The organism is Kribbella qitaiheensis (assembly GCF_042657745.1).
Taxonomy (GTDB): domain Bacteria; phylum Actinomycetota; class Actinomycetes; order Propionibacteriales; family Kribbellaceae; genus Kribbella; species Kribbella qitaiheensis.
Genome location: NZ_JBHSKE010000076.1, coordinates 1 through 22167 on the forward strand (window position 1 = coordinate 1; position 22167 = coordinate 22167).

Sequence of the window (22167 nt, forward strand, 5' to 3'; positions counted from 1 at the left end):
GCGCTCAGCGCCTAACCAACCAGAGGATCACGCGACACAACCGCTACACCACCCCGCTGGACTTGACCGCGGAGATCTTCCATGCGGATAACGAGTGGTTCGGGCATGCCCGAAGCCTTGCAGACCACAGGTGCGCAACGCGCGCTCATGCCGAGATCCGGTAGAAGCGCGGGCGTGTGTAGGGACGGTGAGCAACTGGAGGCGTTCCGGTCCGCCAACGATACGTCGGTTCTGCCCTAGGAGATGCCGTCCGGCGCCGGAGGTGGTGCTTGAGGGGGACTCCGCCTGCTCTTGGGTTGTCGAGGTGCTGCACAGAGCCTCGCCGTTCCTGACATCCGAGGCCGAGAGACATGAATGCGGAGTCCCAAGAGGACTATTATGTCCCGAGAGAGACAGCGTCGCCCGAGGCGGTATGTGGTCCCCGAGCCGACACCTCACGAGGAGGGGCCAGCGATGTCAGTGTTCAGGTTTGAGCCCTTCCATGACCCTGCCCGGGAGCTCGACCGGCTCATGTCGATGGCCGCGAGCGGGACGCGCGCGCCTCTCGCGATGCCGCTGGACGTCTACCGCGGCGAGGACGGCAGCTACCACATCGAGGCCGACCTGCCCGGCGTCGACCCTGTCAGCATCGAGGTGACCGTCGACTCCGGCGCCTTGACGATCCAGGCCGAGCGCACCCCGCCCTATCGTGAGAGCCAGCAGGTCATTGTCGCCGAGCGATCCCAGGGGTCGTTCGCCCGGCGACTCTCCCTCGGCGAGGGCGTGGACTCGCAGAACCTCACCGCAGACTACGCCGACGGTGTCCTGCACGTGACCATCCCGGCGTCGCCGCGGAGTCAGCCACGCCGGGTCGAGATCACCCATGCGACCGGCAGTAGCCGCACTATCTCGAGCACCGTCGAACAGGGTGACGCGTCCGCCGGTAGCACGGGCGACGCCGGCTGAAGGCGCGGCGCCCCGTCGACGGTCATCCGCACGATCACCCGTCCGGGTCCGATCGAGGTCCAGCCCGAACCGTTTGCGGACCGTCGTACCGATCGCTCACAGAGGCCTCTTCGTCGCTGGGACGGACCGCCATGTCGCCTTCGGCCGTGGGGTGCACTTCTGCCTCGATGCCGCCCTTGCCCGCATGGAAGCCAGAACCGTCATCAGCACCATGCTGCATCGCATACCTGACTGGAACACCGAGCGGCTCGGGGGCACCGCGGGGGCACAGGACCATTCCGCGGCTGCACCTCCCTCCCCACCACGTGAACCAAGGCAGCACAGCCGGGGTAACGCGCGCATCTGCCGCATTGCGTGTTAGTCGACGCGCTCGAAACTCGTCACCGAGACGATGTAGACGCGATCGGGTTCACCCAGGTCGACCTCAAGAGCCGATCCGTCGTCGCGACGCTCGATCGAGAACGCGTCCACTGAATCGGCGACCTCACCATGAGCGAGCGCCTCGATGATGTCTTCGACAATCGCAGAAGTACGGTCCTGGTCCGTGGCGCAACCGTAGGGACGAACGCACTCATCTGCCGCGTTGAGTGCGCTCGGACGTTGGCGGTGTCATTCGGCGCGTGTCCTGGTTCGAAGGTTCGGCGCCCCGAAGTGAGGCCGAGGCAGAGTTCTTTGCCGCGCTTCGCACTCACGCCGCCAACTGGGAGTTCGACGTTGGTCCGGAGCACACCGGAGTGCTCACCGCACTGGAACGGCAGACGGGAAGACGCAGGGTCGGAATTGGTGGAGGCGACCTCAAGCCGTCACGGGTTTGCGACCAGGAGCCCGTCTCGGCACCAGTGGACGATTGTCACTGCGAGCTGTACAACTCCGACAGCCTCTTCCAGGCGCGGTGCCCGGTTCTGGCCGCCACCATGACGGTCGGGATTCGGCCAGATGAGTCGTAGCGCAGCGGTCAAAGTCTCTACGCCGCCAGTCGAACCGCTGCTGTCTAGGCCCAAGGTCCACTTGCTTGGCTTGGCTTCAAGGGCGCTGAGCATGGAGCCGAGTGTCGCCTTCGGGTTAGCCGGAATCACGATCGGACCCAGAAGAGTCTCGACTGCCTTGATTGCGTGATCCCAACCGTCGGACGGGTTCGGATTCCGGCCGTAGACCCTTGGACCACGCCTCGTTTAGCTCGGTGCTTGCGGCGTCCGCAGACGCGGTGGCGACTGCCATTGAGGACTGAGCGGTCGGGTCGACCCTGGTCTGCAGTGACAAGTTGTCGGGAGCGACCGTCCAGGCGGATGAGCCCGCATCGAGAATCCGCCGCAGTTCGCTCGCAGGTGCTCCTCGTGTTTGTTCCAAGGTGGCATCCAGCACATCGAGGAATATGTCCGGATCAGCTAGGCACTGGTCAAGGATCTGATTCGAGACGCCACCGAGTTCGTACGTCGAACGCAATGGGATCTGACAGGCAACACCGACACGAGCCATCACCGACTCGTTCATCCCGCCGGGGGTGCGCCACCCGAACTCGCCTTCAAGCCAGTGACGGACCCCGTATTGCAGATGCACGGGGATCCCTTCGTGCGGTCCCGACGCAGGCCGGAGTCCACGCCGTACTGACAGCCGTTGGAGTTCGACATCGCGTCCCTTCGCCGAGCGTGGACCGCCTCGGGTGCGGTCACATAACGGTGCTCAAATCGCCGTCGTTCAGAGTAGACCGCCTGGAAGGATCCGCCGCATCTGCCGCGTTGCGTCGCCCAATTTTGTTTGCCTGGGCTGGTCCAGACTTGCTAACGGGTTTGCTAACAAACGGTGTGGATCGGGGTGGACAACCAGGCGCGAGCTGGCCGGGTTCAGGCTCAGACCGGGTTGGGTGCAAGCCTCGGGTGGACCGGCGTGGACAGGTCTGCGGCAACTTTGAATCTCCAAGAGGCGTTGGGGCGGTCGGCGTTACCAGTACTTGCTGGGTGGATTTGTGGCCGGATTGGAGATGTCGAAGCGACGACGCGAGCTAGCCACACGGTGAATGCGGACGATCCGCTGAGTGGGCGCGGCTTCGAGTTCTGCGATGATCGGGCGGATCGCCGCACAGATGGCGGCCGACGCGAGGGCCAGCCCATCTAGGCCGGTCGTCAAGCTCATAGCTGATGTGGTGGAGGCCGGAGCGTTGGATCGCTCGGCACTCGTCAGGATCGCTGAACTGGCTGATGTCATTCGTAAGGATCGCGTCGAACTGTCGTTCCGCTGCGTCTCGATAGAGCGGCTGATCCTTCTTTCCCTTCCAGCCGAGGGACGCGACATTCTCGATAACATGCTTCGGGTCTCGTCTTCGGAGGAGGTGGCGGATGAGCGGCAGCAGAGGTTCGGGCACGTCCTCATCGAGGAGCAGCCTCATCCTCGCGATGCCTTACGCTGCCGTTGAGCTGCGCTTGGTGGTCTGGTCGATTAGGTGGGCCAGCTCCACAGCGCCTTCGACGTCAGATGCAGACACTGACGGGTACAGCTCGGCGATCTCCTCCGCAGGCATTCCGTCTGCGCGGAGCCCCGCCACGACGTGGAATGGGATCCGGGTGCCCTCGATGACCGGATACCCACCACGTACCTCGGGATCGATAGTGACGCCAGTCGCCGGCTCCCCAAGGTTCGGGACGCGTCGACCATCAGCAGTGGTGAACGCGCTGAACAGATCTTCCATCACAACCTTGAGGGTTCCCTGTCCAGGGTGCTTGAGAACGTCGACATATTCGCCTTCGGGAGTCACCCACACAGCACTAGCCCCGCCAGGCAGTGCCTTGACCTTGTGTGCCGACAGGTGCGTTGCGGGGTAGATCTGCTCCAGCGATGCGACCACCCGACGTACCTTCTGCAGTGACAGGTCTCCGCGCAGTCGTACGAACATCCGCAGCGCAACGATGTCGCGGTACGAGTACAGGGCTCGGGGCCGAGTGCCATGCTCTGGCGCGAAGAGCACTCCCTTTCCAGGCGTGTTCTTGCGCCAATAGTTGAGCTGCCGCAAGGTTGCGCCACTCAGAGTGGCGGCAAGCGGTGTCGGGTAGCTCATATGTGTCTCCTCAAAGGCTCTCTGTGTGCATCATGCCATGGTGCAAGCCATGTGTTCTGTTGACTAGCAGCCCCCCGAGTGTGTCGCACGAAGGGATGTAGTGGTGCCCCCGGCGTGCCCCAACGAGAGTGCAGTAGCGGGCTCGACCGGTCACTCACAGGGCCGAACCGGCTGAGCCCACGCTTAGGGATCTGGCGCTCAGACGAGCGGGAGCGCCACAACCGCCTTTGCAAGGTGAGTGACCCCAATCTGACCCCAACGACCCCGCACGGCGAGCACGCAGCTGCCAGTCGCGCGATGGCCGACTCGGACGGCGATGGGGGCCGCGCACACGTGCAGGCTCCTACGGATCAGAAGGCCCGCGCCCGGTGCGCCTGACCAGGCGTGAGCCGCGACCTAGGGTGGTCCAGATGCATGGCATGACTCGTGGCACGAAACGACGGCTACGCATGGGGAATCTCGCGCTTGCTGGGGGCGGCCGTGTTGCTAAGAGCGCTGGTAGAGGGCAGATGCGACGCTGTCGTTCTTCCTCGTAATGAGAAGGTCATCAGTTCGCCGGACGGGCTGTGGCTGTGATCCGCCAACAGATCCGCGACAGCTGTCCGCCAACTGATCCGCAAGAGTCTAGAAGCCTGGCGACCACCTGAAGGACCCGGCGAACGCACGGATCAGCCGCTGTCGGAGCGGAACGCCCGAACATAGCCGCCAGCCGGTTGCCCGGGTGCTTGCAAGCAACTCCGCGGATGGTCGGCAGGCTGACTGTTCGGTCGTGAAATGCGCGCCGCGGCGCGAGCGGTCCGCCGCCGTGGCCGCTCGCGGAAAGATCTGCTGACGTAGCTGTGCCGTAGGCTGCCTTGGCTATGGGTGAGAAGCATACGCCGTACGTGCGGCTCGACGACTACAGTGCCGCGTCGTTCAACCGGTTCGGAGCCGGGTACCTGCCGGGTTACCTCGGGATCGAGATTGTCTCGGCGGAGCCGCAGAGCATTCGTTGCCGTACCCCTATCCGCACCGAGCTGCTCGCGCCGAACGGCTACCTGCACGCCGGAACAGTCGTTACGATCGCGGACTCGCTGTGCGGCTACGGCTCGGTCGTCAATCTCCCGGAGGGATCCGCCGGCTTCACCACGATCGAGCTCAAGAGCAACTTCCTTGGTACTACGCGCGATGGCGCCGTGCTGTGCGAGGCCAAGCCCGTCCACCTCGGCCGGACCACCCACGTCTGGGACGCGATCGTGACCGACGAGACCTCCGACCGGACGATCGCGTTGTTCCGCTGCACCCAGATGGTCTTGTGGAAGAGCTAGACCAAGACCCGCGGCAGGGCGGCCGGCGAGCACGCGCGGGATGGCGGACGCGTAGTCCATTGGTCTCGGCGCTCCTAGTGTGATGGTTGCTTTGGGCATCGTTCATCTCGGCGCGGTAGCCACAGGCCGAGCAGCCGATCCAGGGATTTGCATCTTGTCGCAGTGGCGGCGCAGGAGCGCCACGCGGGGCCAGCCATGGATGCGGCGCCCTGCATCGGTAGGTGGTCAGTCGTGGTGCTGATCGTGGTGCGAAGTGACGGGTAGCCCTGGGGAAATTCGGGGCGCGGGCGGGCGTGTTGGCAAAACCGCTGGCAGAGAGCCTAAGCGACGCTGTAAGTCCTCCTCGTAATGAGAAGGTCGTGGGTTCGACTAAGACAGGCGGTTCAGTAAAGTTAGTCAGGGGCGGTCTCGAATCGCCAAACCTTCGCTTTCAGCTGATGCAATCTGGCAATCTGTGGCCCCTGACTGCCGACAGCCGACGAGACCACCAAGCATGAGTCACGGGCAGGATCACCTTGTCGGCCAAGCCGTTCGCCGCTATCGCCGCGTGTCGACACCGAGCCCTCAACCGCGACGGAGCGGCTGTTAGCGGGCTCGACGAGCCGCCGTGGCATGCGTCGTGGCATGAAGTTGGGTCCAACAAGGTTGTCGGCAGTTGGCCAGCGCAGACCAAAGAAGGAGACCTGCGCTCAAGTTGGCTCCTGATCTCCTGTCGGAGGCTCTCATGGTCCCTTGTTCGGTGCTTGAGTCCTGACGTCTGAGGAATTGATACCTCACTGTCTGTGCGGCGTCGTTGGTGATCGGCCGCAAGGACCGCGGCGCCAACCTGATCATGGTCCGGCGCAACGTGCCGTTCGTTGTGTCGCTGTCCGCTGAGCTCCGCGCCGTGCCGCGGCCGGCGAAGCGCCACGCGTGGCGGAGGGGGCAGTCGCCGAGATGAGGCTGCCGGGACCGAACAAGCCGCTCTCAAAGGTCCAACCGAAGACGGTGGTCGAGGTGTAAGCCAGGTGCGGTACGTCTCATTCAGCTCCGTCTCAGTCATGCGGCGCGCTACCTGGACGCCTTCTGCCACGGAAGGGGCCGACGGCAACCTGGCTGACGAACTCGGCGGACGAGATGACCAGGCTGGCCTGCCCCTGATTGGCGCTCCACTTCCGCTGCGGGCGAGGTGGTAGAGGTGAGCCCGGGCCGACATGAAGGTGTCGGCCGGGCGTTCGACTTGCTTGGGCTTGTGCGAGGTCTGGGTTCGACAGATTAAGCCATGCCCTAGACCCAAGTTCAAAGGAGTGATTGAGGCAACCCGTCCGGCTCGTCGAGCAGGTCCAGGGTTTCGACGAACGACCGGTGATGGTCCAGCCGGTGGGTCGTCGAGTCCGGCATAGACTTGTCCCAGTAGATGACGATCCTGTTGCCCGCCACTGACTCGATCGTGCCCGTGCCGTACTCGGGCGAGCGCACCCGAGCGGCTGGCTTGAGCCTGTCCATCAGTCGCGAGGGTCATACGGTCGGGTGCCGGGGTAGGCAAGCTCGTTCACGGTCAACGGCTCGCACCTAAGCTGGCGATCCGGCAGCCCGGCTATCCGCAGGCGAATGACATCGGCGTACCGCTGGGCCAGCTCCGTTGGCGCGACGTGCTCCTCGATCAGGTGCGTCCCCAGCCAGAGTTGGACCTTCCAGTAGCCGCTCGGGGATTGATCACGATGCGTCGTGATTGGCACGCCCAGTCCATTCTCGTGACTTCTTCGCGTCAGGTTTCCTGCCTTCAAGACAGTAAATCAACCGAGAAGTAAGTGCAAGGAGTGACAAGTACACAAGACGTGCCGCAGGCTGGTTATCACGACATGACGCTGGAGGCAATAGCGGGAAGGATGCCGCTGTGTCACCTGAGGAGATTGATGCGCTGGTAGCGGCCAATGTTCGCGCGCTCCGGCCAGGCGGCGGGAGCGGCAGGAGGATCTGGCCACCGAGCTGGGATGGTCCAGGCCCACTGTCGGAGCCCTAGAGGCCGGCACTCGGCGAGTCACCCTGGCAGATGCCGTTGCACTGTGTCGCGTGCTCGAGGTGGACCTTCGGGAGCTACTCCGCGGTGCCGACGAGGAGACGCTTCGAGCGCTCGGCGTCAACTGACCGCAGGGGGCACGGTTTGTGACCGAAGATTCGGATTCCGCGTTCAGAAGGAACCAGCGCGTGACGGATGGGGCGTCAGTGGCGTCCAGCAGAGTGGTGTATGGATTCCCAAGGTGACAGTGCGGTTCGATTCCCGTCACCAGTTCCCGATTGCTCCAGCTCAGGTCAGCCGCATGATCAGTCGCCAAGGCCTCGTGCGCCGAAGAATCACTCCTCGCTCGTGCCCGATCCGTTCACGACCCGCGGGACCGGGACGCCTTGCGGCGTGCCCCCGTGCGCCATGCAATCCACTCAGTCAGCCGAGGCATGAAGCGCTCGCTCAAGTAGAACACTCGCAGCATGGATGGCACGACGACCTCACGGCGTCCATGTTCCACCGCCCGGCAGATTGCCTCAGCCGCCTGCTCAGGCGTCAAGGTCGGGACGAGACGCGCGACAGCCGGTATCCGCTCTTCAGACCCTGGGTTGTGCAGGAAGTACTCGCTGGAGACCTTGGCCAGCACCATGTGCGTCACGCCGATGCCGCTCTGCCGCAGGTCGGCGCGCAGACCTGCATCAAATCCGCGCATCGCCCCGCGAGCGCTGATGTAGCCCACCGCACCAGGCCACGGGATCTGCGAAGCGGGGCTGTCGACATTCACCACCCAGCCCGAACCGCGAGCCAGCATCCCCTCAACGAAAGCTCGGGTAATAAGGAACGCCGCCATGTAGGGCGCCGCCGCCATCTCGAGGAATTCCTCGGGATCGGTGTCTTCGATCGACAGCCACCGCCCAGCACCGGCACTATTCACGGTCACATCAGGCACCCCGTGCTCCGCTTGCACGCGATCGGCCATCACGGCCACTGCCCGATGGTCACTGGCATCACACGGATACGCAGCCGCGCTGTTGCCCAGCTCGCGGACTAGCGCCTCGAGCTTGTCCTCGCTGCGTGCCACCAGCAGGACTTGAGCCCCACGCCGGCACATCGCCCGGGCCGTAGCCGCACCAATCCCAGACGATGAGCCGGTGATGAGGACAGTCCTACCCCGCAGGTCCACAACAGGAGCCTACGACCCTCCTGTCGCGGTAGCTGCATCTGCCGTAAACCCCAGGCTGTGCTGAGCGAATGCCGAAGGAACTGTTGGCTCTCATAATCGCTGGCTCGTGCATCCGAGCCTCGACATCTGGTAGCCCAGTCTCGTGGTGCCAACCGCGCTGCGAAATCGAGTCAGACAGCGTTGGCAGAGTGGGCTGATGAGGCTGGTCGGTTGACTCCTGCAGCCTGAAGTCGCCTGCTGTGGTGATTGCCGCGGCCTGAACGCGCGGTGGTGGTAAGCGGAAGGGTGCGTGTCACGGCCACCATGCCGCGCAGCAGGCTGGAGGTTCCGGTGGTACCGGTCTTACTTTGTGGCCACAAACGTCGTCATGAGGTCGACGTTTCCGGCGAGGCGTACGGTCAACTCGTAGTCGCCTATGTCTGCGATGTCCCCACCGCGTCGCCGGATCGCTCCGACCAGCAGTTGCCGAAGGTCCGTGGTGCTTCCTGGGTCCGCCTCGGCTCTGAACTTGGCGATGGACTTCCCAAGGAGTTGCAGTTCGAGGTCAAGCGGCTGCGGCTGGCCGGCACTTTGCCCAGCTGTGGCTGGTGCGATCTGCGCCGTGCTGGTGACGGTTGGCGCGACGGCTGCGGATATATGCTTCACGAGCGTTCGGCGGCCGCTGTTCAGTTCCACCAGCCCCCAGTCGTTCAGCAGCTTGACGGCGCGTTGGACGGTCGACACCGAGCAGCCGTGTTCAGCTGCCAGCTGCTTCACGGAAGGGATGGGCAGGCCGACCTGGAACTCGCCGTCGAGGATCTGGCTCCGGAGGCTGACGGCGATTCGTTCGTACGGACTTGAGGGATCCAGGTCGGTGAATGCGACGGCAGGCGAGGCGCCTGGACGACTCGGCATTCGCGCAGCGAGGCTTCCTGCCGCTCGCTGGTCGGCCTCGGAAACCCAGGCAGTGTAAGCCCGCAACGTGGTGGTTCCGCCGCCGCCATGACCCAGGCGCCCTGCCACGGTTCGGATGTTGACGCCCGCGGCTATGAGCTCGGTTGCGGAGTAGTGCCGCAGCTTATGGATCGTCGTCTTGATCTCCAGCCGCCGTGCCAGGTTTCCGTACCGCTGTGTGACAGAGTCCGGCACGAGGTGCGTGGAGCCGTCTGGCGCCAACGAGAACACGAAGGCGTCGTCCTTCAGCTTGGCGTGGAGCGCAGCCGCCCGCGTGGCGCAGCGAGCCTTGTGGTCGCGGAGGAGCTCCACTGTGTCGGGGTCGAGCGTTATTCGGCGGTCCTGGTGGGCCTTGGTGTCCTTCTCCCACTTCTTCTTGCCGCGCTGGCCGATTGCCTTCTCGAGGTGTAGAACGCCGTTGTCGAGGTCGTTGTGAGCCCACCGGATGGCGCAGAGCTCGCCTCGCCTCTGGCCGGTCACCATGGTTAGCCATATGAGTGCGCCCCAGTCGGGGTCCTTGAATGCCTCGTTGATGATACGTGCGGCGTGCTCGGGAGTCGGTGGTCGTGGATTCGACTTCGGCGCGGCCGGCGGTTCGGCGCCGGCGATGGGATTGGTCGTGACCCACTTCCACCGGATTGCGCGCCGAAGAGCGCCGTACAAGACGAAGTGGATCTGGCGGATTGTCGAGGAGGACAGAGGTCGGCATTCGTGCGGCAGGCACCGGCCGTCGCACTCGTGCTCGCGCGCCGTCCGATGATCGACGAGCCCCCTGTTGCGCTTGCAGTGGTCGCGGCAGCGACGGAGCTCGACGTACAGCGAATCCATGACGCCGGCGTCGAGAGAGCCGACCTTCTGGGAGCCGAGGAGGGGGCGGATGTGCTTTTCGGCGTAGCCGCGGTAGGTGTCAAGTGTGCTGAACTCAAGATCGGCTTCGAGGAAGTACCGATCGAGAAGCTGATTGACGGTGGCACTGGTGCGAGGTTGCCTGCGCTCATCCACCTGGTTCTGCAGCCTGCGGACGGCCTTGTCTGCCTCCTTGGAGGCGTTCGGCGTGCCGGCCGGGATGGTCTCCCGTAGGTAGTGACGCTTCTTGGTCACTGGGTCGATCCCTGCGTACACGGAGACTCGGAGGGCGCCGCTGGGCAGCTCTTCGATGCTCCCTTTGGCTCGCTTCTGTGCACGCGTGCGGTCTCCCCATGGGGCCTGATCTTAGGCGATTCGCACCACGTTTGATCCCACGAACAGGACGAGAGCCTTGAGACGGTGGTGGCCCCTGACCTGTTTGTGCAGGTCAGAGGCCACTTCTCACCGGTAGGCCCCGTCGGACTCGAACCGACAACCCGCGGATTAAAAGTCCGCTGCTCTGCCAATTGAGCTAGAGGCCCTGGGTGTGGGGAACAGTGTGTCAGGTCTTGGGGGTGGGGCGCTAAGCGACCTGCTGGTCGGTAGACCAGTGTGCCGACTGGTTTCGGACGGTGATCGGAGCATCACTCGGGGTTGAACCGGATGGGCGCCTCGCCAGTTCTGGAGAGGTGAGGGCATTGCCGGTGGCCGACCTCTGCCGGTGGTGCGCGAATCCGTCCGTTCACCTGAGGAGTGAGCTATGACTTTGCTGGAGCGCTGGCAGGACCAGGTACTGGCTGTCTTCCGGATCGTCGTGGGGTTCTTGTTCGCCACCCATGGGGCCGCCGCCCTGTTCGGGGTGTTCGGGGACGAGAAGGTGCAGGCTTTCGTCTGGCCGAGTTGGTGGGCGTCGGCGATCCAGTTGGTCGGTGGTCTGTTCGTCATGGTCGGGCTGGGGACCCGGTACGCCGCTCTGCTCAGCTCGGGCTCGATGGCCTACGCCTACTTCACTGTGCACCAGGCGGGCGCCTTGCTGCCGGTGCAGAACGGTGGGGAGAAGGCTGCCCTGTTCTCGTTCGCGTTCCTGCTGATCGCGTTCCTCGGATCCGGCGCGTGGGCACTCGAGCGGCTCCCGGTGTTCAAAGCCCAGGAGTCGCGGCAGCTCGAGCCGGTGACCGAGTGACCGGCCGCAGTGACCGACCGCAGTGACCCTGTCCAGTGACCAGGATCAGTGACCAGGATCAGGGCCCAGGATGATGACCCGTACGCGAGCGAGGGAGTGCCGATGGCCGACGACCGGGCGGCGCTGCTGCGCGAGTTGCACGACGTGCACGCGCCTTCGCTGTGGCGGTTCGTGGTCCGGCTGACCGGGGACGACCGGTTCGCCGAGGACGTCGTTCAGGAGACCCTGCTGCGGGCGTGGCGGCGCCCGCAGATCCTGACCGAGGGCGAGGGGGCGCGGGCCTGGCTCTTCACGGTGGCGCGCAACCTCGTCATCGACGACCGGCGCAGTGCCCGCGTCACCCGGGAGGTGGCCAGTGACGACCTGCCGGAAAGACCGAGCGCCGACCACGCGAACGCAGTACTGGATGCGTGGCTGGTGGCAGATTCGCTGGCGCAGTTGTCGGACGACCATCGGCAGGTGATCGTGCGCGCGTACTACGGACGCCGTACGGTCACCGACATCGCCGCGGAGCTCGACATCCCAGCCGGAACGGTGAAATCGCGGTTGCACTACGGGTTGCGGGCGTTGAGGCTCGCGCTGCAGGAGAGGGGGGTGACGAAGGAATGAGCGACCCGTACCGGGAGTGGGACGCGGCGTACCTGCTCGGGGCCCTGTCGGCGAAGGACCGGCGGGACTACGAGGAGCATCTGCACAGCTGTCCTGACTGTTCGGCGGAGGTGGCGTCGCTGGCCGGCGTACCCGGGACTCTGGCGATGCTGCCGGACGACCGGGCGCTCGCCACGATCACCGCCACCCCGCCGAACCTGTTGCCGAAGCTGGTCCGCGGGGTGCAACGCGACCGGCGCAGGAAGAGACACCTGTACGCCGCTGTGGTGGCGGGCGTCGCCGCCACGGCGGCCGTCACCGGCGCGATCGTGGCCGGACAGTTGACCGGAGACGGGCCGCCGGGGGAGACCGTGGTGCTCGCGCAGACGGTCTCGAGCAGGTTGTCCGCGGACGCTCGGCTGGTGGACGAGCCGTGGGGGACGACCATCGAGATCAGCTGCCGGTACGAGCAGCTCGCCACCCCGAGCGAGCGGGCACGGGGCTACGAGTTGTACGTCACGGACCAGGCGGGCAAGGCCACGCTGCTGGCCAGCTGGACCGCGGCGCCCGGCACGACCGTCAAGCCGGCCACGACGACCAAGCTGCACCGCAACGAGATCAAGACTCTCGACATCCGCGGCTCCGAGTCCGGCCGGATCCTGCTCGCCGTGCACTTCTAGAGGGACAAGAGCACTTCCAGAGGGACACGAGCAAATCTGATCGCACAGCGACAGAAAATCTGAGCAGACAGGAGCGGAAAACCTGATTGGCCGGGGATTCAAGGGGCACCTGAGGGTCAGGAGCGTCCGGTCGCTCGAGAGGTTGGCCACTCCAGGTCCCGGCGTTCAGAGACGTGCGCCGGGACCGCGCGTATCTCCCGGCGGCCGGGGTATGGTTCTCCCGGTTGGGAAGTCAGCCGGTGGCGCAGCATGCCACCCGCTAGACGGTACCGACCCGCGAGGATGCACCGACGGTGAGAACTCCCCTGCCCTTCCCGGTGACTGCCGAGTGAAGGACAAGTTCGCCCAGGAACTGGCTCAGATGGCGCTGGCCCTGCACGAGCAACCCGATGTCGAGCGGACCGCGGAGCGGTTCCTCGACTACGTCCAGTCGACGATCGGCACCCAGCACGCCAGTGTCGTGCTGGTGCACCGAGGCGGTCGGCTGGAGTCCGCCGCGTCGACAGATGCGCTGGTCGAGGAGGCCGACCGGCTGCAGGTCGAGACGGGGGAAGGCCCCAGTTACGCCGCGATTCACGACGAGGAGAGCGTGGTCTGCGCCGACGCTGCGAGCGATGCCCGGTGGCCGGCCTGGTCCGCCGAGGTCGCGAGCGTCGGACTGCGCAGTGTCCTGAGTGTCCGGCTCCGCACGCCGACGACGACGATCGGTGCGCTGAACCTCTACGACAAGGCCGAGCAACGGTTCACCGCCGCGGACCAGGCCATCGCGCAGGTCTTCGCGGACCACGCGGCGGTGGCGGTCGCGAACGCGCGCAGCGAGTCGACCCTGTGGCAGGCGATCGAGGCGCGCAAGCTGATCGGGCAGGCGCAGGGCATCCTGATGGAGCGGTTCGACCTGACCGACGAGCAGGCGTTCGCCGTACTGCGTCGCTACTCCCAGGACACCAACGTCAAGCTGCGCGACGTCGCGCAGCGGCTGATCGCCACCCGGAAACTCTCCTGAGCCGCCCCGGAAACTCTCCTGGGCAAGGAAATCTCCGCGAATCTGTAACGCCGGGGCAGTGACGAGCGATACACCGTGTGTAACGCCACTGAGGATCCCGTCCCAGGCCAACCGCCCGAAGGGCCTGGGACGGGGTTCTCGTCTGTCGCCCTGAGGCGCCCCGACTCCAGTCGTTACGCGAGAAGGCCCCCGGAGAGTCTCCGGGGGCCTTCTCGCAGTTCTTCCTCCTACGCCGTGGTTTCCTTACGACGCTCGCTCAGTCGGTCGGTCCGACTCCGGCAGCGCGATCCGGTCGGCGGGCAGCCGTTCGGTTCGCTCGATACCGTCGTCGCCCTCGTACTGCACCATGCCGGTCCATCCTGTCTCCTCGTGCTCGCGGCCGATCAGCCACGCAGGCCGCCACTGGCCGTCCGCGAGGACGATCACGTGGCTGGGCAGCGAGAGACGGGACACCAGCTCGGTGTCGGGCTCGAACTCAGTCATGGCCGAAGGCTAAGCGGTTTCACCGACAATTGCGCGTCCGAAGCGTGTTCTCTGCCATCGGTCTCACGATCTGGAGAGTAGTTCTCGCACCACTCCAACAGACAGGCCGAAAGTTTCCACCGAACCGGTGACCTTGAGTGCGCGTCCACCAGTGATACGTGTCACCCAGCCTTGCTGCAAAGCGTGTGTGCACAAAGCGGCGCCGACGGCACCGGCCAGATGCGGCCGTCGCTCGGTCACATCCAGACAAGACCGTACTGCGGGCCGCCCGTGCCGCGACTCGACCACGATGCCCAGATCGTCCAGCCAGCGGGCGCCTTCGGGAGTGAGCGCGACGCCGTCGGACCAGTCGATCAGGCCGCGCTCCGTCATCGCGTCGGTCAACGCGACCCCGAGTTTCCCCGCGAAGTGGTCGTAGCAGGTGCGAGCCCGCGCGAACGCGTCCCGCTTGCTCGCCGCCGAGAGGCTGTTCGCGATCTCCGTACGCCGGGGCGCCAGCGCAGCCAGTCCTTCGAGCAGTTCGGCGGTCTCCGGACCGGCCAGTTTCACGTAGCGATGCCGGCCCTGCCGTACTTCGGACAGCAGTCCGCCGTCGACCAGCATGTTGAGGTGCTCGCTGATCGTCGGCCGGGAAACTCCTGCCAGCTTGGCGAGTTCGGTCGCCGTCCAGGCGCGTCCGTCCAGCAGCGCGAGGCACACGGTCGCCCGGGTGGTATCCGCGAGCATCTTGGCCCAGGCGGCCAGTTCTTGCCCTTCGGTGGACGTGTTCACAACCCCATCCTGCCTCGCGGTCAGTTCGGCGCCGGCCGAAGCAACCAGCTCCTAGCGTCGCAAGCATGACGCACCTGACGATCGAACCGTCCATCCTGTACGTCGGAACGCCGGTCGAGCTGATCTCCACCGAGAACGGCGACGGCACCTTCAACCTCGCGCCCATGTCGTCCGCGTGGGCCCTCGGGGATGTGGTGGTGCTGGGGTTCGGTCGAGACGGCCAGACGGCGCACAACCTGCAACGGCGGCCGGAACTGGTGATCAACTTCCCTTCTCCAGAGCTCTGGGACTCGGTCGAGCGAATCGCCGGCCTGACCGGGCGTGACCCCGTTCCCGAGCACAAGCAGGAGAGGTTCCGCCACGAGCCGGCCAAGTTCGAAGCGGCCGGGCTGACGCCGGTGGAGTCCGAGCTGGTCCGTCCGCCGCGCGTCGCCGAGTGCCCGTTGCAGTTCGAGGCACGTGCCGTCCGTGCCGAACTAGATGCTGAGGGCAACTTCCTGCTCGTGCAGGCGAAGGTCCTCCGGGTTCACGCCGACCACCGCGTCGTCGTACCGGGCACCTCGTACGTCGATCCGGACGCCTGGTCGCCGTTGATCTACAACTTCCGCCACTACTTCGGGCTCGGGTCGCAGCTCGGCGAGAGCTTCCGCACTGAGACGCCTACCGCTGACCGAGTACCAGCCGGAGTCGGTCCAGCTCCTCGCCGATGAGTACGTCGTCGAGCTCATCGGCGAGCATCGCGCCCACTTCGTCATCGTGTACTGCGCGCCGGGTGGTCCGGCCGTCGGCGTACGTGGTGTGCAGGCTGTGCAGCGCTTCGACGGACGCAACGACGCGTGGATGCTGGATCCGTCGCAAGTAGGCGTCCAGGTCGAGGCTCCCGGTGTTCCACTCAGCCGTCATGCAGTCATAAGAACAGCTCCACCGCTCTTGAAGGCAAAGGTGGACTGGCGGCGGGGGAAGATGGGGGTCTGATCACTGGAGGTGTGTTGTGAGTCCGATCTCCCATCCGGCGCCCGAGGGTGTTGCCCCGGGCAACGGTTATAGCCATGTCGCGACCGGGCCCGGCCGCTGGGTCGCGATCGCCGGCCAGGTCTCGCTCGACGCTGACGGCAGGTTCGTCGGTGTCGGGGACCCGGCGGCCCAAGCCCAGCAGGTCTTCGCGAACCTCGAGCGCTGCCTGACCGCCGCTGGCGCGACCTTCGCGGACGTGGTGAAGCTGAACTTCTACGTCACCGACATCGCCATCCTGCCCGCCGTCCGCACCGCCCGCGACGCGTACATCGACACAGCCAACCCACCGGCCAGTACTGCGGTCCAGGTGGTCGCCCTCTTCAGCCCCGACGCCCTCCTCGAGATCGAGGCCTACGCGGTGGTCGAGGACTGAGACCAAATCATCAGCGGAGGTGGTCGACGGCCAGCCGTGCGGCCTCGCCGATGGCGGCGTCGACGCGGGGAAGCCGTCGATCACCTCGGGCCGCGTGTGTGAAGACGGCCACCGCGTAGGCGTCGCCGCCCGGCAACGTCACCACGGCGACCTCGTGCCGCAAGGCTCCGAACGTCCCCGTCTTCCCCGCGATCCGCACCCCGTCATGTGGGAAGCCCGCCGCGATCCGCTGCGTGAACACCTGCTGCTCCATCGCCTTCCGCACGAACGCCGTCTGCCCCTCCGACAACAACCCCCCGCTCCACACCTCCCGTAACAGCAACGTCATGTCCCGAGCAGATCCGGCCGACAGATTGGCCGCGTCATACACCCCTGCCGGATCCGTCCGATCGTTGTCAGCCAGTACTGCGAACGCCGCGTCCGGGTCACTCGCCCCGGTCCGCCGGACGAGTTCGACGAGGTTGCCCGCGGCCCCTCGCCGTACCCGGGTGTGCTCCAACCCGAAGGACTGCAGGAGCTCCGCCAGCCGGTCGGGCCCGACCTTGTTCAGCAGGGCGTCCGCGGACGCGTTGTCGGACACGGTCATCATCGTGACGGCCAGATCGCGCAACGACATGGTGACCGGATCGGCCAGGATCGACAGCCCGGTCGGCCCGGGAATGCGGGACTCGGGCGAGAGCGTGAGCTGCTCGCTCGGGTCTAGCTCGCCAGTGTCGACCAGCCGGCAGAACGCGGCGAGCAGCGGCAACTTGTAGACCGACGCGATCGGCACAACCACGTCCGCGTCCAGTTCGACGCTGTCCTCCGGGCGGTCCAGCGAGATCGCATGCAGCCAGCCCCGCGCACCCGCGTCGTCGAAGACCGCGCGGATCCGGGCGTTCACGGCGTCTCCAAAGCCTGGCTGAGCTGCGCCATGACCTCGGCCGGCAACGCGTTCGGAGTACGGGACTGTGGCCAGACGAGTCGTAGCCGCACGGGCAGCGGGTTGTCGATCAGGGGGTGCCTGCCGACTCCTGCAGCGGCCAGGGATGGGTCGGGCGTCACGACGATCGCTTGGCCGGCAGCAGCCATCGCCAGGCCGGCGCGCTCGTCGGTGACGATCACTGTGCCGCCACCCGGTCGGTGCAGGGCAAGCGTGTCCAGGAAGAGGTCGCGAGCTGCAGGAGCCTCCGCACGCGGCCGAACGGCTATCGGCAGCCCATGCAGCCCGCCAAGCGGCAGTGCAGCCCCGTCGTCCGGATAGAGCGCAGAAGGCACGAGGGCCCAGGTCGGCATCAACGTGACCGGCCCAGCCTCGAGCCCGTCGAGCACAGCCGGATGCAGTACTGCGGCCAGCCCTAGCCGCCCGGCTGATACCTGCTGCACCAGCGAGCTGGTCGGCGCAGAGACCACGGACACCCTCCTACCACGTACCGCTCCACTGCAGGCGGCTGCCACCGCTGCGCCGACGGAAGCGGGCACCTCGGGGGCGAGTCCGAGGCGGATCTCCACGCCTTCGGGGTCCTGCGCGCTCGCGGCGTGGTGGAACTCGTCGATCGCGTTCAGGGCCCGCCGAGCGTGGGGGAGCAGGGCCTTGCCGGCAGGAGTGAGCTCCACCTGGCCAGGCCCCCGCTCGAACAGCTTGGCGCCGACCAGAGCCTCCAGCCGGCGGAGTCCCTGGGACAGCGGAGGCTGGGTGATCCCGATGACCCGGGCCGCGTCGCCGAAGTGCTGCTCGTCGGCGAGCGCCACGAAGATCTGCAGGTATCGCTCGGTCAGCACAGCGCAGGACCCCGCTGACCTGCGGCGATATCACCAGAGGATCGGCTCATATGTAAGAGCATATTCGACATGGCGAGTGCGCTTCACCTTGACTGGGCGACCAGGCCGGTCGCGCGACCGGCGTACCGGACGAGGGGAGACGACATGGCCTTGAGTCGACGAGGAATGCTCGCGGGAGCAACGGCGGCGGCGGTCGGCGCTGCCGGAGCCGTCGGTCTACGCGCAGCCGGCTCAGCCGATGCCGTACCAACAGCAGAGAGGCCCGGGCGGCAGCCGGTCGAGTTCACCTGGTGGGGCAACCACGCCTGGCAGTTCCGCAGTGGCGGCAAGGTGGTGCTGACCGATCCATGGCTGACCAGATTCCGCACCGGCACCTACACGGCGGAAGGCGCAGATCCGAAGACGAAGATCATCAGCAAGCCGTCGGTGATCGACCGCTACGTGACCACCGCGGACGCGATCCTCGTGCACCACGGGCACTACGACCACCTGCCAGACGTGCCGTACATCGCCCGCAAGACCAAGGCGACTGTGCTCGGCAACGAGACCCACCTCAACCTGCTGCGGGCGCTGCGCGCACCGGCGGACCAGCTGTCCCAGGTGACGGGCGGCGAGTACCTGCCCTTCGAGGGATTCACGATCGAGGTGTTCAGGTCGCTGCATTCGTGTGGCGGGACGCGGCACCAGTTCGCCTATCCCGGCACCCGGCCCGGCGCAGTACCGCCCAAGCCGCGGACGATCGACGACCTGGTCGAGGGCGGCACGCTCGCCTACGTGATCACCATCGGCGGCCTGCGCATCCTCAGCCTCAGTACTGCGGGTTTCGACCCGGTCGCTCTGAAGGACCTGCAGGTGGACGTGGTGCTGGCGGCACCGGGCGGCGAGCCGGGAGTCACGGACCGGCTGCTGCAGACGATCAAGCCGGTGAAGACCGTCATCGCCACGCACTGGGACGACTTCGACCAGCCGCTGGACAAGCCGGCGGTCGACTGGGGCGGCCTCACCAAGCTTCGCGCCTCAGCCACCGCCGCCGGCTCTGCCTTCGTCGTGGTCGACCACCTGCAATCCACCACCCTCTGAGCTGAGCGTCCTCAGCGGCCGATGGTGTCGAGCTCGGCGACGGCGTCCTCGGGCAGCACCAGCTCGGCCGCGGCGACGTTCTCCCGGAGGTGCTCGACCGAGGAGGTGCCGGGGATCAGCACGATTGCCGCCGAGCGCTGCAACAGCCACGCGAGGGCGACCTGCTGCGCCGACGCGTTCACCCGGGTCGCGACCTTCGTCAGCGTCTCGGACTGCAGCGGCGTGAAGCCGCCGAGCGGGAAGAACGGCGCGAAAGCGATGTTCTCCGCGGCGCAGCGCTCCACGAGCGCGTCGTCCTGGCGGTTGGCCAGGTTGTAGAGGTTCTGCACGGTGACGATCGGCGCGATGGTCAGCGCCTCGGTCAGCTGAGTGTCGGAGACGCCGCTCAGGCCGAGGTGCCTGATCAGGCCCTCCTGCTGCAGTTCGGCGAGCGCGCTGAACTGCTCCGCGATGGACACGTCAGAGGTCTCTTCGTGTCCCGGCGCGCGGAGGTTGACGACGTCCAGCGTCTCCAGGCCGAGGTGCTCGAGGTTCTCGCGAACCTGCGCCCGCAAATCGCGAGGATCCAGCGAAGGAATCCAGCTGCCGTCGTCACCGCGCCGGGCGCCCACCTTGGTGACGATGCGCAGGTCGGTGGGGTATGGGTGCAGGGCTTCCTTGATCAGCTCGTTCGTGACAGCTGGTCCGTAGAAGTCGCTGGTGTCGATATGGGTGATGCCGAGCTCGACCGCCGCGCGCAGTACAGCGAGAGCCTGGGCGTGGTCCTTCGGTGGGCCGAAGACGCCGGGGCCGGCCAGTTGCATGGCGCCGTAGCCCATCCGGCTGATGGTGAGGTCGTCCGCGAGCGTGAGGGTGCCGCCGGGAAGAGTGGTGGTCATCTGTTGCTTCTCCTAGTTCGCTTGCCGCCGGCGGATCGATCGAGCTGCCGGCACTTACTACTCTCCATCGCGCGACCAAGGCGAAGAAGGCTGCCCTTTTCCTGGGAGTGCGAGGGCTAGGAAAGCGCGGTGCCGGCCGACGCGGGCGCGAGGCGATAACCCTCGTGCGCGGAGAACTCGGCGGCCAAGGCGAACCGGTCGCCGCGCACGATCGTGTGCCGCCACTCGATCTTGCGTCCCTGCGCGTGCCCGAGCCGGTTGATGGAGAAGGCGGCGGCGTCCGCCGGGCAGTGCAGCAACGCGCGTTCCGCCGGGGTCGGGTTCACCGCGCGGATGTCCTCGCGCCCGTAGTCGAGCCGGAGACCAGTTCGCTCGGCCAACTCGTTGTAGAGGCTGGTGTGACTGAAGTCCGCGTCCAGCAGGCCCTCGGCGAGCGACGCTGGCAACCAGACCCGGTCGAGCGCCAGCGGCTCGTCTCCCGCGAACCGCACTCGCTCCAAATAGACCAGCGGGCTCGAAGCCTCCAGATCCAGCCGGGTCGCGATCACCCCGTCCGCCCGCACGTCCAGCGACCGTACGACGCTGTGTTGCGTCAGGCCCGACGCCTCCACCGAGGAGAAGAGGCTGTACAGCGCTCCCATCGGCTGGCGGATCTCCGGCGAGGTGGCGACCCGCGGCTGCCGTCCGCGCTCCGCGACGATCAGGCCGTCGGCCCGGAGCTTGCCGAGCGCCTGCCGGACGGTGTGCCGGCTGACCTCGTACTCCTCGACCAGCGCGAGCTCCCCGGGGAAGACGTCGTCGAACTCGCCCGCGCGCAAGCGGCGTACCAGTTCCTGCTGCAACTGCTTCCACAGCGGCTGTCCACCGGTGCGGTCCAGCTTGCGCTCGCTCATCCGGGGTCCTTGCGTCGTGTCGGATCCTGCCCGCCTTGCCAAATGTCCGGTCATCTCTTAACTTAAATGTACGCACATTTACGTCTCGAGGGGGTTCCGGCGCATGCTGCACACAGAGATTAGGTCACCGGGCGTGCCCTCCTCTGCTGTCACGGCGCAAGTGGACCAGGCTCCGAGCTTCACTGAACGCCTTCTCGGTCGGGTGCCAGGTCTGCTGATCGTTCTGGCGCTCGCCGCCGTGGCTGTTCCGCTCGGCCGCCTGGTTCCCGTGATCGGCGGTCCTGTCTTCGGGATCGTGCTGGGCGTGCTCGCCGGCCTGCTCATCCGACCGCTGCGAGCGGATGCCTGCCGCCCCGGCTACGACTTCGCCTCGAAGAATCTCCTGCAGTTGTCGATCGTCGTACTCGGTACCGGCTTGTCGTTGCAGCAGGTGGTCCGCGTCGGCGGTAGCTCGCTGCCGGTCATGCTCGGCACGCTGACGGTGGCTCTCGGCGGCGCGTGGCTGTTCGGCCGCCTGCTGGGTGTGCGGGGCGACACCCAGACCCTGATCGGAGTCGGTACTGCGATCTGCGGCGCCTCGGCAATCGCCGCAGCGACCGCCGCGATCGGGGCGAAGCGGTCCTCGGTGGCCTATGCGTTGGCCACGATCTTCACCTTCAATGTGGCCGCCGTGCTGCTGTTCCCGCCGCTCGGCCACTTGCTCGGGCTGAGCGCCGAGTCCTTCGGTCTCTGGGCCGGAACCGCCATCAACGACACCTCATCGGTGGTCGCCGCCGGCTACGCGTACAGCCAGGAGGCGGGGGATCAGGCGCTCGTCGTCAAGCTGACCCGATCGCTGATGCTGGTCCCGATCGTGCTCGGCCTGGTGATCCTCAAGACCCGCCGCGAAGCCCGGGCGGCCGCGGCGTCGTCGGTGGGCGCGGGTGCGCCGAAGCGGCTGCCGTGGCGCCGGATGGTCCCGCTGTTCCTGATCGGCTTCATCGCCGCCGCGGGGCTACGCAGCGCGGGCCTGGTCCCCGACGGCTGGCAGGAGAACCTCTCCCTGCTCGGCACTTTCCTGATCACCTCGGCCCTGGTCGCGATCGGCCTCTCGCTCCGCCCGGCCGAACTCCGAGCCGCGGGCTTCCGCCCGGTCCTGCTGGGCGCGATCCTCTGGATCTCGGTCGCCCTCAGCAGCCTAGGCCTGCAGTGGGCGACCGGGACCCTCTAGCGA

23 protein-coding genes, 1 tRNA gene and 1 pseudogene are annotated in these 22167 nt (G+C 66.4%); 12 read left to right on the plus strand and 13 right to left on the minus strand.

What is annotated here, in order from left to right; genetic code table 11:
* Nucleotides 1-453: 453 nt before the first annotated feature.
* A complete protein-coding gene (locus ACFPJ1_RS39935) occupies nt 454-945 on the plus strand; it encodes an Hsp20/alpha crystallin family protein (protein WP_380111573.1) in 492 nt (163 codons plus the stop codon).
* Between the two features lie 2056 nt (nt 946-3001).
* Nucleotides 3002-3355: a hypothetical protein gene (locus ACFPJ1_RS39940; protein ID WP_380111574.1), complete on the plus strand. Its 354-nt coding sequence runs from the start codon at nt 3002-3004 to the stop codon at nt 3353-3355.
* Here ACFPJ1_RS39940 and ACFPJ1_RS39945 read toward each other — a convergent pair.
* The gene (locus ACFPJ1_RS39945; protein WP_380111576.1) at nt 3341-3994 is read right to left on the minus strand and encodes a DUF433 domain-containing protein; all 654 of its coding nucleotides are present in this window, start codon (nt 3992-3994) and stop codon (nt 3341-3343) included. The genes ACFPJ1_RS39940 and ACFPJ1_RS39945 overlap by 15 nt on opposite strands.
* 860 nt (nt 3995-4854) lie before the next feature.
* On the opposite strand from ACFPJ1_RS39945, the gene ACFPJ1_RS39950 reads away from it, so the two are divergent.
* Complete coding sequence (locus ACFPJ1_RS39950; protein ID WP_380111577.1) at nt 4855-5301, plus strand: PaaI family thioesterase; 447 nt, start codon at nt 4855-4857, stop codon at nt 5299-5301.
* 1278 nt (nt 5302-6579) lie between these two features.
* Here ACFPJ1_RS39950 and ACFPJ1_RS39955 read toward each other — a convergent pair.
* Both ACFPJ1_RS39955 and ACFPJ1_RS39960 read right to left on the minus strand, forming a co-directional pair.
* Nucleotides 6580-6786, minus strand: a complete 207-nt coding sequence (locus ACFPJ1_RS39955; RefSeq protein WP_380111578.1) for a hypothetical protein — start codon at nt 6784-6786, stop codon at nt 6580-6582.
* Nucleotides 6786-7019, minus strand: coding sequence for a hypothetical protein (locus tag ACFPJ1_RS39960; protein ID WP_380111579.1), 234 nt, complete (start codon nt 7017-7019; stop codon nt 6786-6788). Before ACFPJ1_RS39960 ends, ACFPJ1_RS39955 begins: the two co-directional genes overlap by 1 nt.
* A 229-nt stretch (nt 7020-7248) precedes the next feature.
* On the opposite strand from ACFPJ1_RS39960, the pseudogene ACFPJ1_RS39965 reads away from it, so the two are divergent.
* Nucleotides 7249-7428, plus strand: a pseudogene (locus ACFPJ1_RS39965) (helix-turn-helix domain-containing protein); the annotation flags it as partial.
* 233 nt (nt 7429-7661) lie between these two features.
* Here ACFPJ1_RS39965 and ACFPJ1_RS39970 read toward each other — a convergent pair.
* From ACFPJ1_RS39970 to ACFPJ1_RS39980, 3 genes are all read right to left on the minus strand, one after another.
* Nucleotides 7662-8468, minus strand: a complete 807-nt coding sequence (locus ACFPJ1_RS39970) for an SDR family NAD(P)-dependent oxidoreductase (RefSeq protein WP_380111580.1) — start codon at nt 8466-8468, stop codon at nt 7662-7664.
* Between the two features lie 342 nt (nt 8469-8810).
* Nucleotides 8811-10502, minus strand: coding sequence for a tyrosine-type recombinase/integrase (locus ACFPJ1_RS39975; RefSeq protein WP_380111581.1), 1692 nt, complete (start codon nt 10500-10502; stop codon nt 8811-8813).
* Nucleotides 10503-10716: 214 nt separating this feature from the next.
* Nucleotides 10717-10789: transfer RNA gene (locus ACFPJ1_RS39980), tRNA-Lys, on the minus strand.
* Nucleotides 10790-11007: 218 nt separating this feature from the next.
* Here ACFPJ1_RS39980 and ACFPJ1_RS39985 point away from each other — a divergent pair.
* The 4 genes from ACFPJ1_RS39985 to ACFPJ1_RS40000 all read left to right on the plus strand — a co-directional run bounded on the left by ACFPJ1_RS39985 (nt 11008) and on the right by ACFPJ1_RS40000 (nt 13701).
* Nucleotides 11008-11430: a DoxX family protein gene (locus tag ACFPJ1_RS39985; RefSeq protein WP_380111582.1), complete on the plus strand. Its 423-nt coding sequence runs from the start codon at nt 11008-11010 to the stop codon at nt 11428-11430.
* Between the two features lie 102 nt (nt 11431-11532).
* On the plus strand, nt 11533-12039 hold the full coding sequence (locus ACFPJ1_RS39990; protein ID WP_380111583.1) for a sigma-70 family RNA polymerase sigma factor: 507 nt from the start codon (nt 11533-11535) through the stop codon (nt 12037-12039).
* On the plus strand, nt 12036-12698 hold the full coding sequence (locus ACFPJ1_RS39995) for an anti-sigma factor family protein (protein WP_380111585.1): 663 nt from the start codon (nt 12036-12038) through the stop codon (nt 12696-12698). Before ACFPJ1_RS39990 ends, ACFPJ1_RS39995 begins: the two co-directional genes overlap by 4 nt.
* Nucleotides 12699-13026: 328 nt before the next feature.
* Nucleotides 13027-13701, plus strand: coding sequence for an ANTAR domain-containing protein (locus ACFPJ1_RS40000; protein ID WP_380111586.1), 675 nt, complete (start codon nt 13027-13029; stop codon nt 13699-13701).
* Between the two features lie 243 nt (nt 13702-13944).
* On the opposite strand, the gene ACFPJ1_RS40005 is transcribed toward ACFPJ1_RS40000, so the two are convergent.
* Nucleotides 13945-14184: a hypothetical protein gene (locus tag ACFPJ1_RS40005; RefSeq protein WP_132189198.1), complete on the minus strand. Its 240-nt coding sequence runs from the start codon at nt 14182-14184 to the stop codon at nt 13945-13947.
* Between the two features lie 63 nt (nt 14185-14247).
* On the minus strand, nt 14248-14955 hold the full coding sequence (locus ACFPJ1_RS40010) for an ArsR/SmtB family transcription factor (RefSeq protein WP_380111587.1): 708 nt from the start codon (nt 14953-14955) through the stop codon (nt 14248-14250).
* Between the two features lie 65 nt (nt 14956-15020).
* On the opposite strand from ACFPJ1_RS40010, the gene ACFPJ1_RS40015 reads away from it, so the two are divergent.
* On the plus strand, nt 15021-15665 hold the full coding sequence (locus ACFPJ1_RS40015) for a flavin reductase family protein (protein ID WP_380111588.1): 645 nt from the start codon (nt 15021-15023) through the stop codon (nt 15663-15665).
* Here the strand turns inward: ACFPJ1_RS40015 and ACFPJ1_RS40020 are convergent.
* On the minus strand, nt 15616-15858 hold the full coding sequence (locus tag ACFPJ1_RS40020; RefSeq protein WP_380111589.1) for a hypothetical protein: 243 nt from the start codon (nt 15856-15858) through the stop codon (nt 15616-15618). The two genes, ACFPJ1_RS40015 and ACFPJ1_RS40020, sit on opposite strands and share 50 nt — an antisense overlap.
* Before the next feature lie 88 nt (nt 15859-15946).
* Between ACFPJ1_RS40020 and ACFPJ1_RS40025 the strand changes: the two genes are divergently transcribed.
* Nucleotides 15947-16342: a RidA family protein gene (locus tag ACFPJ1_RS40025; RefSeq protein WP_380111590.1), complete on the plus strand. Its 396-nt coding sequence runs from the start codon at nt 15947-15949 to the stop codon at nt 16340-16342.
* Between the two features lie 10 nt (nt 16343-16352).
* Here the strand turns inward: ACFPJ1_RS40025 and ACFPJ1_RS40030 are convergent, their stop codons facing one another.
* Nucleotides 16353-17225 (minus strand): serine hydrolase, encoded by an 873-nt coding sequence (locus tag ACFPJ1_RS40030; protein ID WP_380111591.1) that lies wholly within the window; start codon nt 17223-17225, stop codon nt 16353-16355.
* Nucleotides 17222-18103, minus strand: a complete 882-nt coding sequence (locus ACFPJ1_RS40035) for a LysR family transcriptional regulator (protein WP_380111592.1) — start codon at nt 18101-18103, stop codon at nt 17222-17224. The genes ACFPJ1_RS40030 and ACFPJ1_RS40035 overlap by 4 nt, the downstream gene beginning before the upstream one ends.
* A gap of 144 nt (nt 18104-18247) precedes the next feature.
* Between ACFPJ1_RS40035 and ACFPJ1_RS40040 the strand changes: the two genes are divergently transcribed.
* Entirely contained in the window at nt 18248-19183 is a 936-nt protein-coding gene (locus tag ACFPJ1_RS40040; RefSeq protein ID WP_380111593.1) for an MBL fold metallo-hydrolase, read from the plus strand.
* 11 nt (nt 19184-19194) lie between these two features.
* Here ACFPJ1_RS40040 and ACFPJ1_RS40045 read toward each other — a convergent pair whose 3' ends face one another.
* Both ACFPJ1_RS40045 and ACFPJ1_RS40050 read right to left on the minus strand, forming a co-directional pair.
* A complete protein-coding gene (locus ACFPJ1_RS40045; protein ID WP_380111594.1) occupies nt 19195-20061 on the minus strand; it encodes an oxidoreductase in 867 nt (288 codons plus the stop codon).
* Between the two features lie 116 nt (nt 20062-20177).
* Complete coding sequence (locus tag ACFPJ1_RS40050; protein WP_380111595.1) at nt 20178-20954, minus strand: GntR family transcriptional regulator; 777 nt, start codon at nt 20952-20954, stop codon at nt 20178-20180.
* A gap of 202 nt (nt 20955-21156) precedes the next feature.
* Here ACFPJ1_RS40050 and ACFPJ1_RS40055 point away from each other — a divergent pair, with 202 nt between their 5' ends.
* Nucleotides 21157-22164, plus strand: a complete 1008-nt coding sequence (locus ACFPJ1_RS40055; protein WP_380111596.1) for a YeiH family protein — start codon at nt 21157-21159, stop codon at nt 22162-22164.
* The last annotated feature ends 3 nt before the right edge of the window (nt 22165-22167 follow it).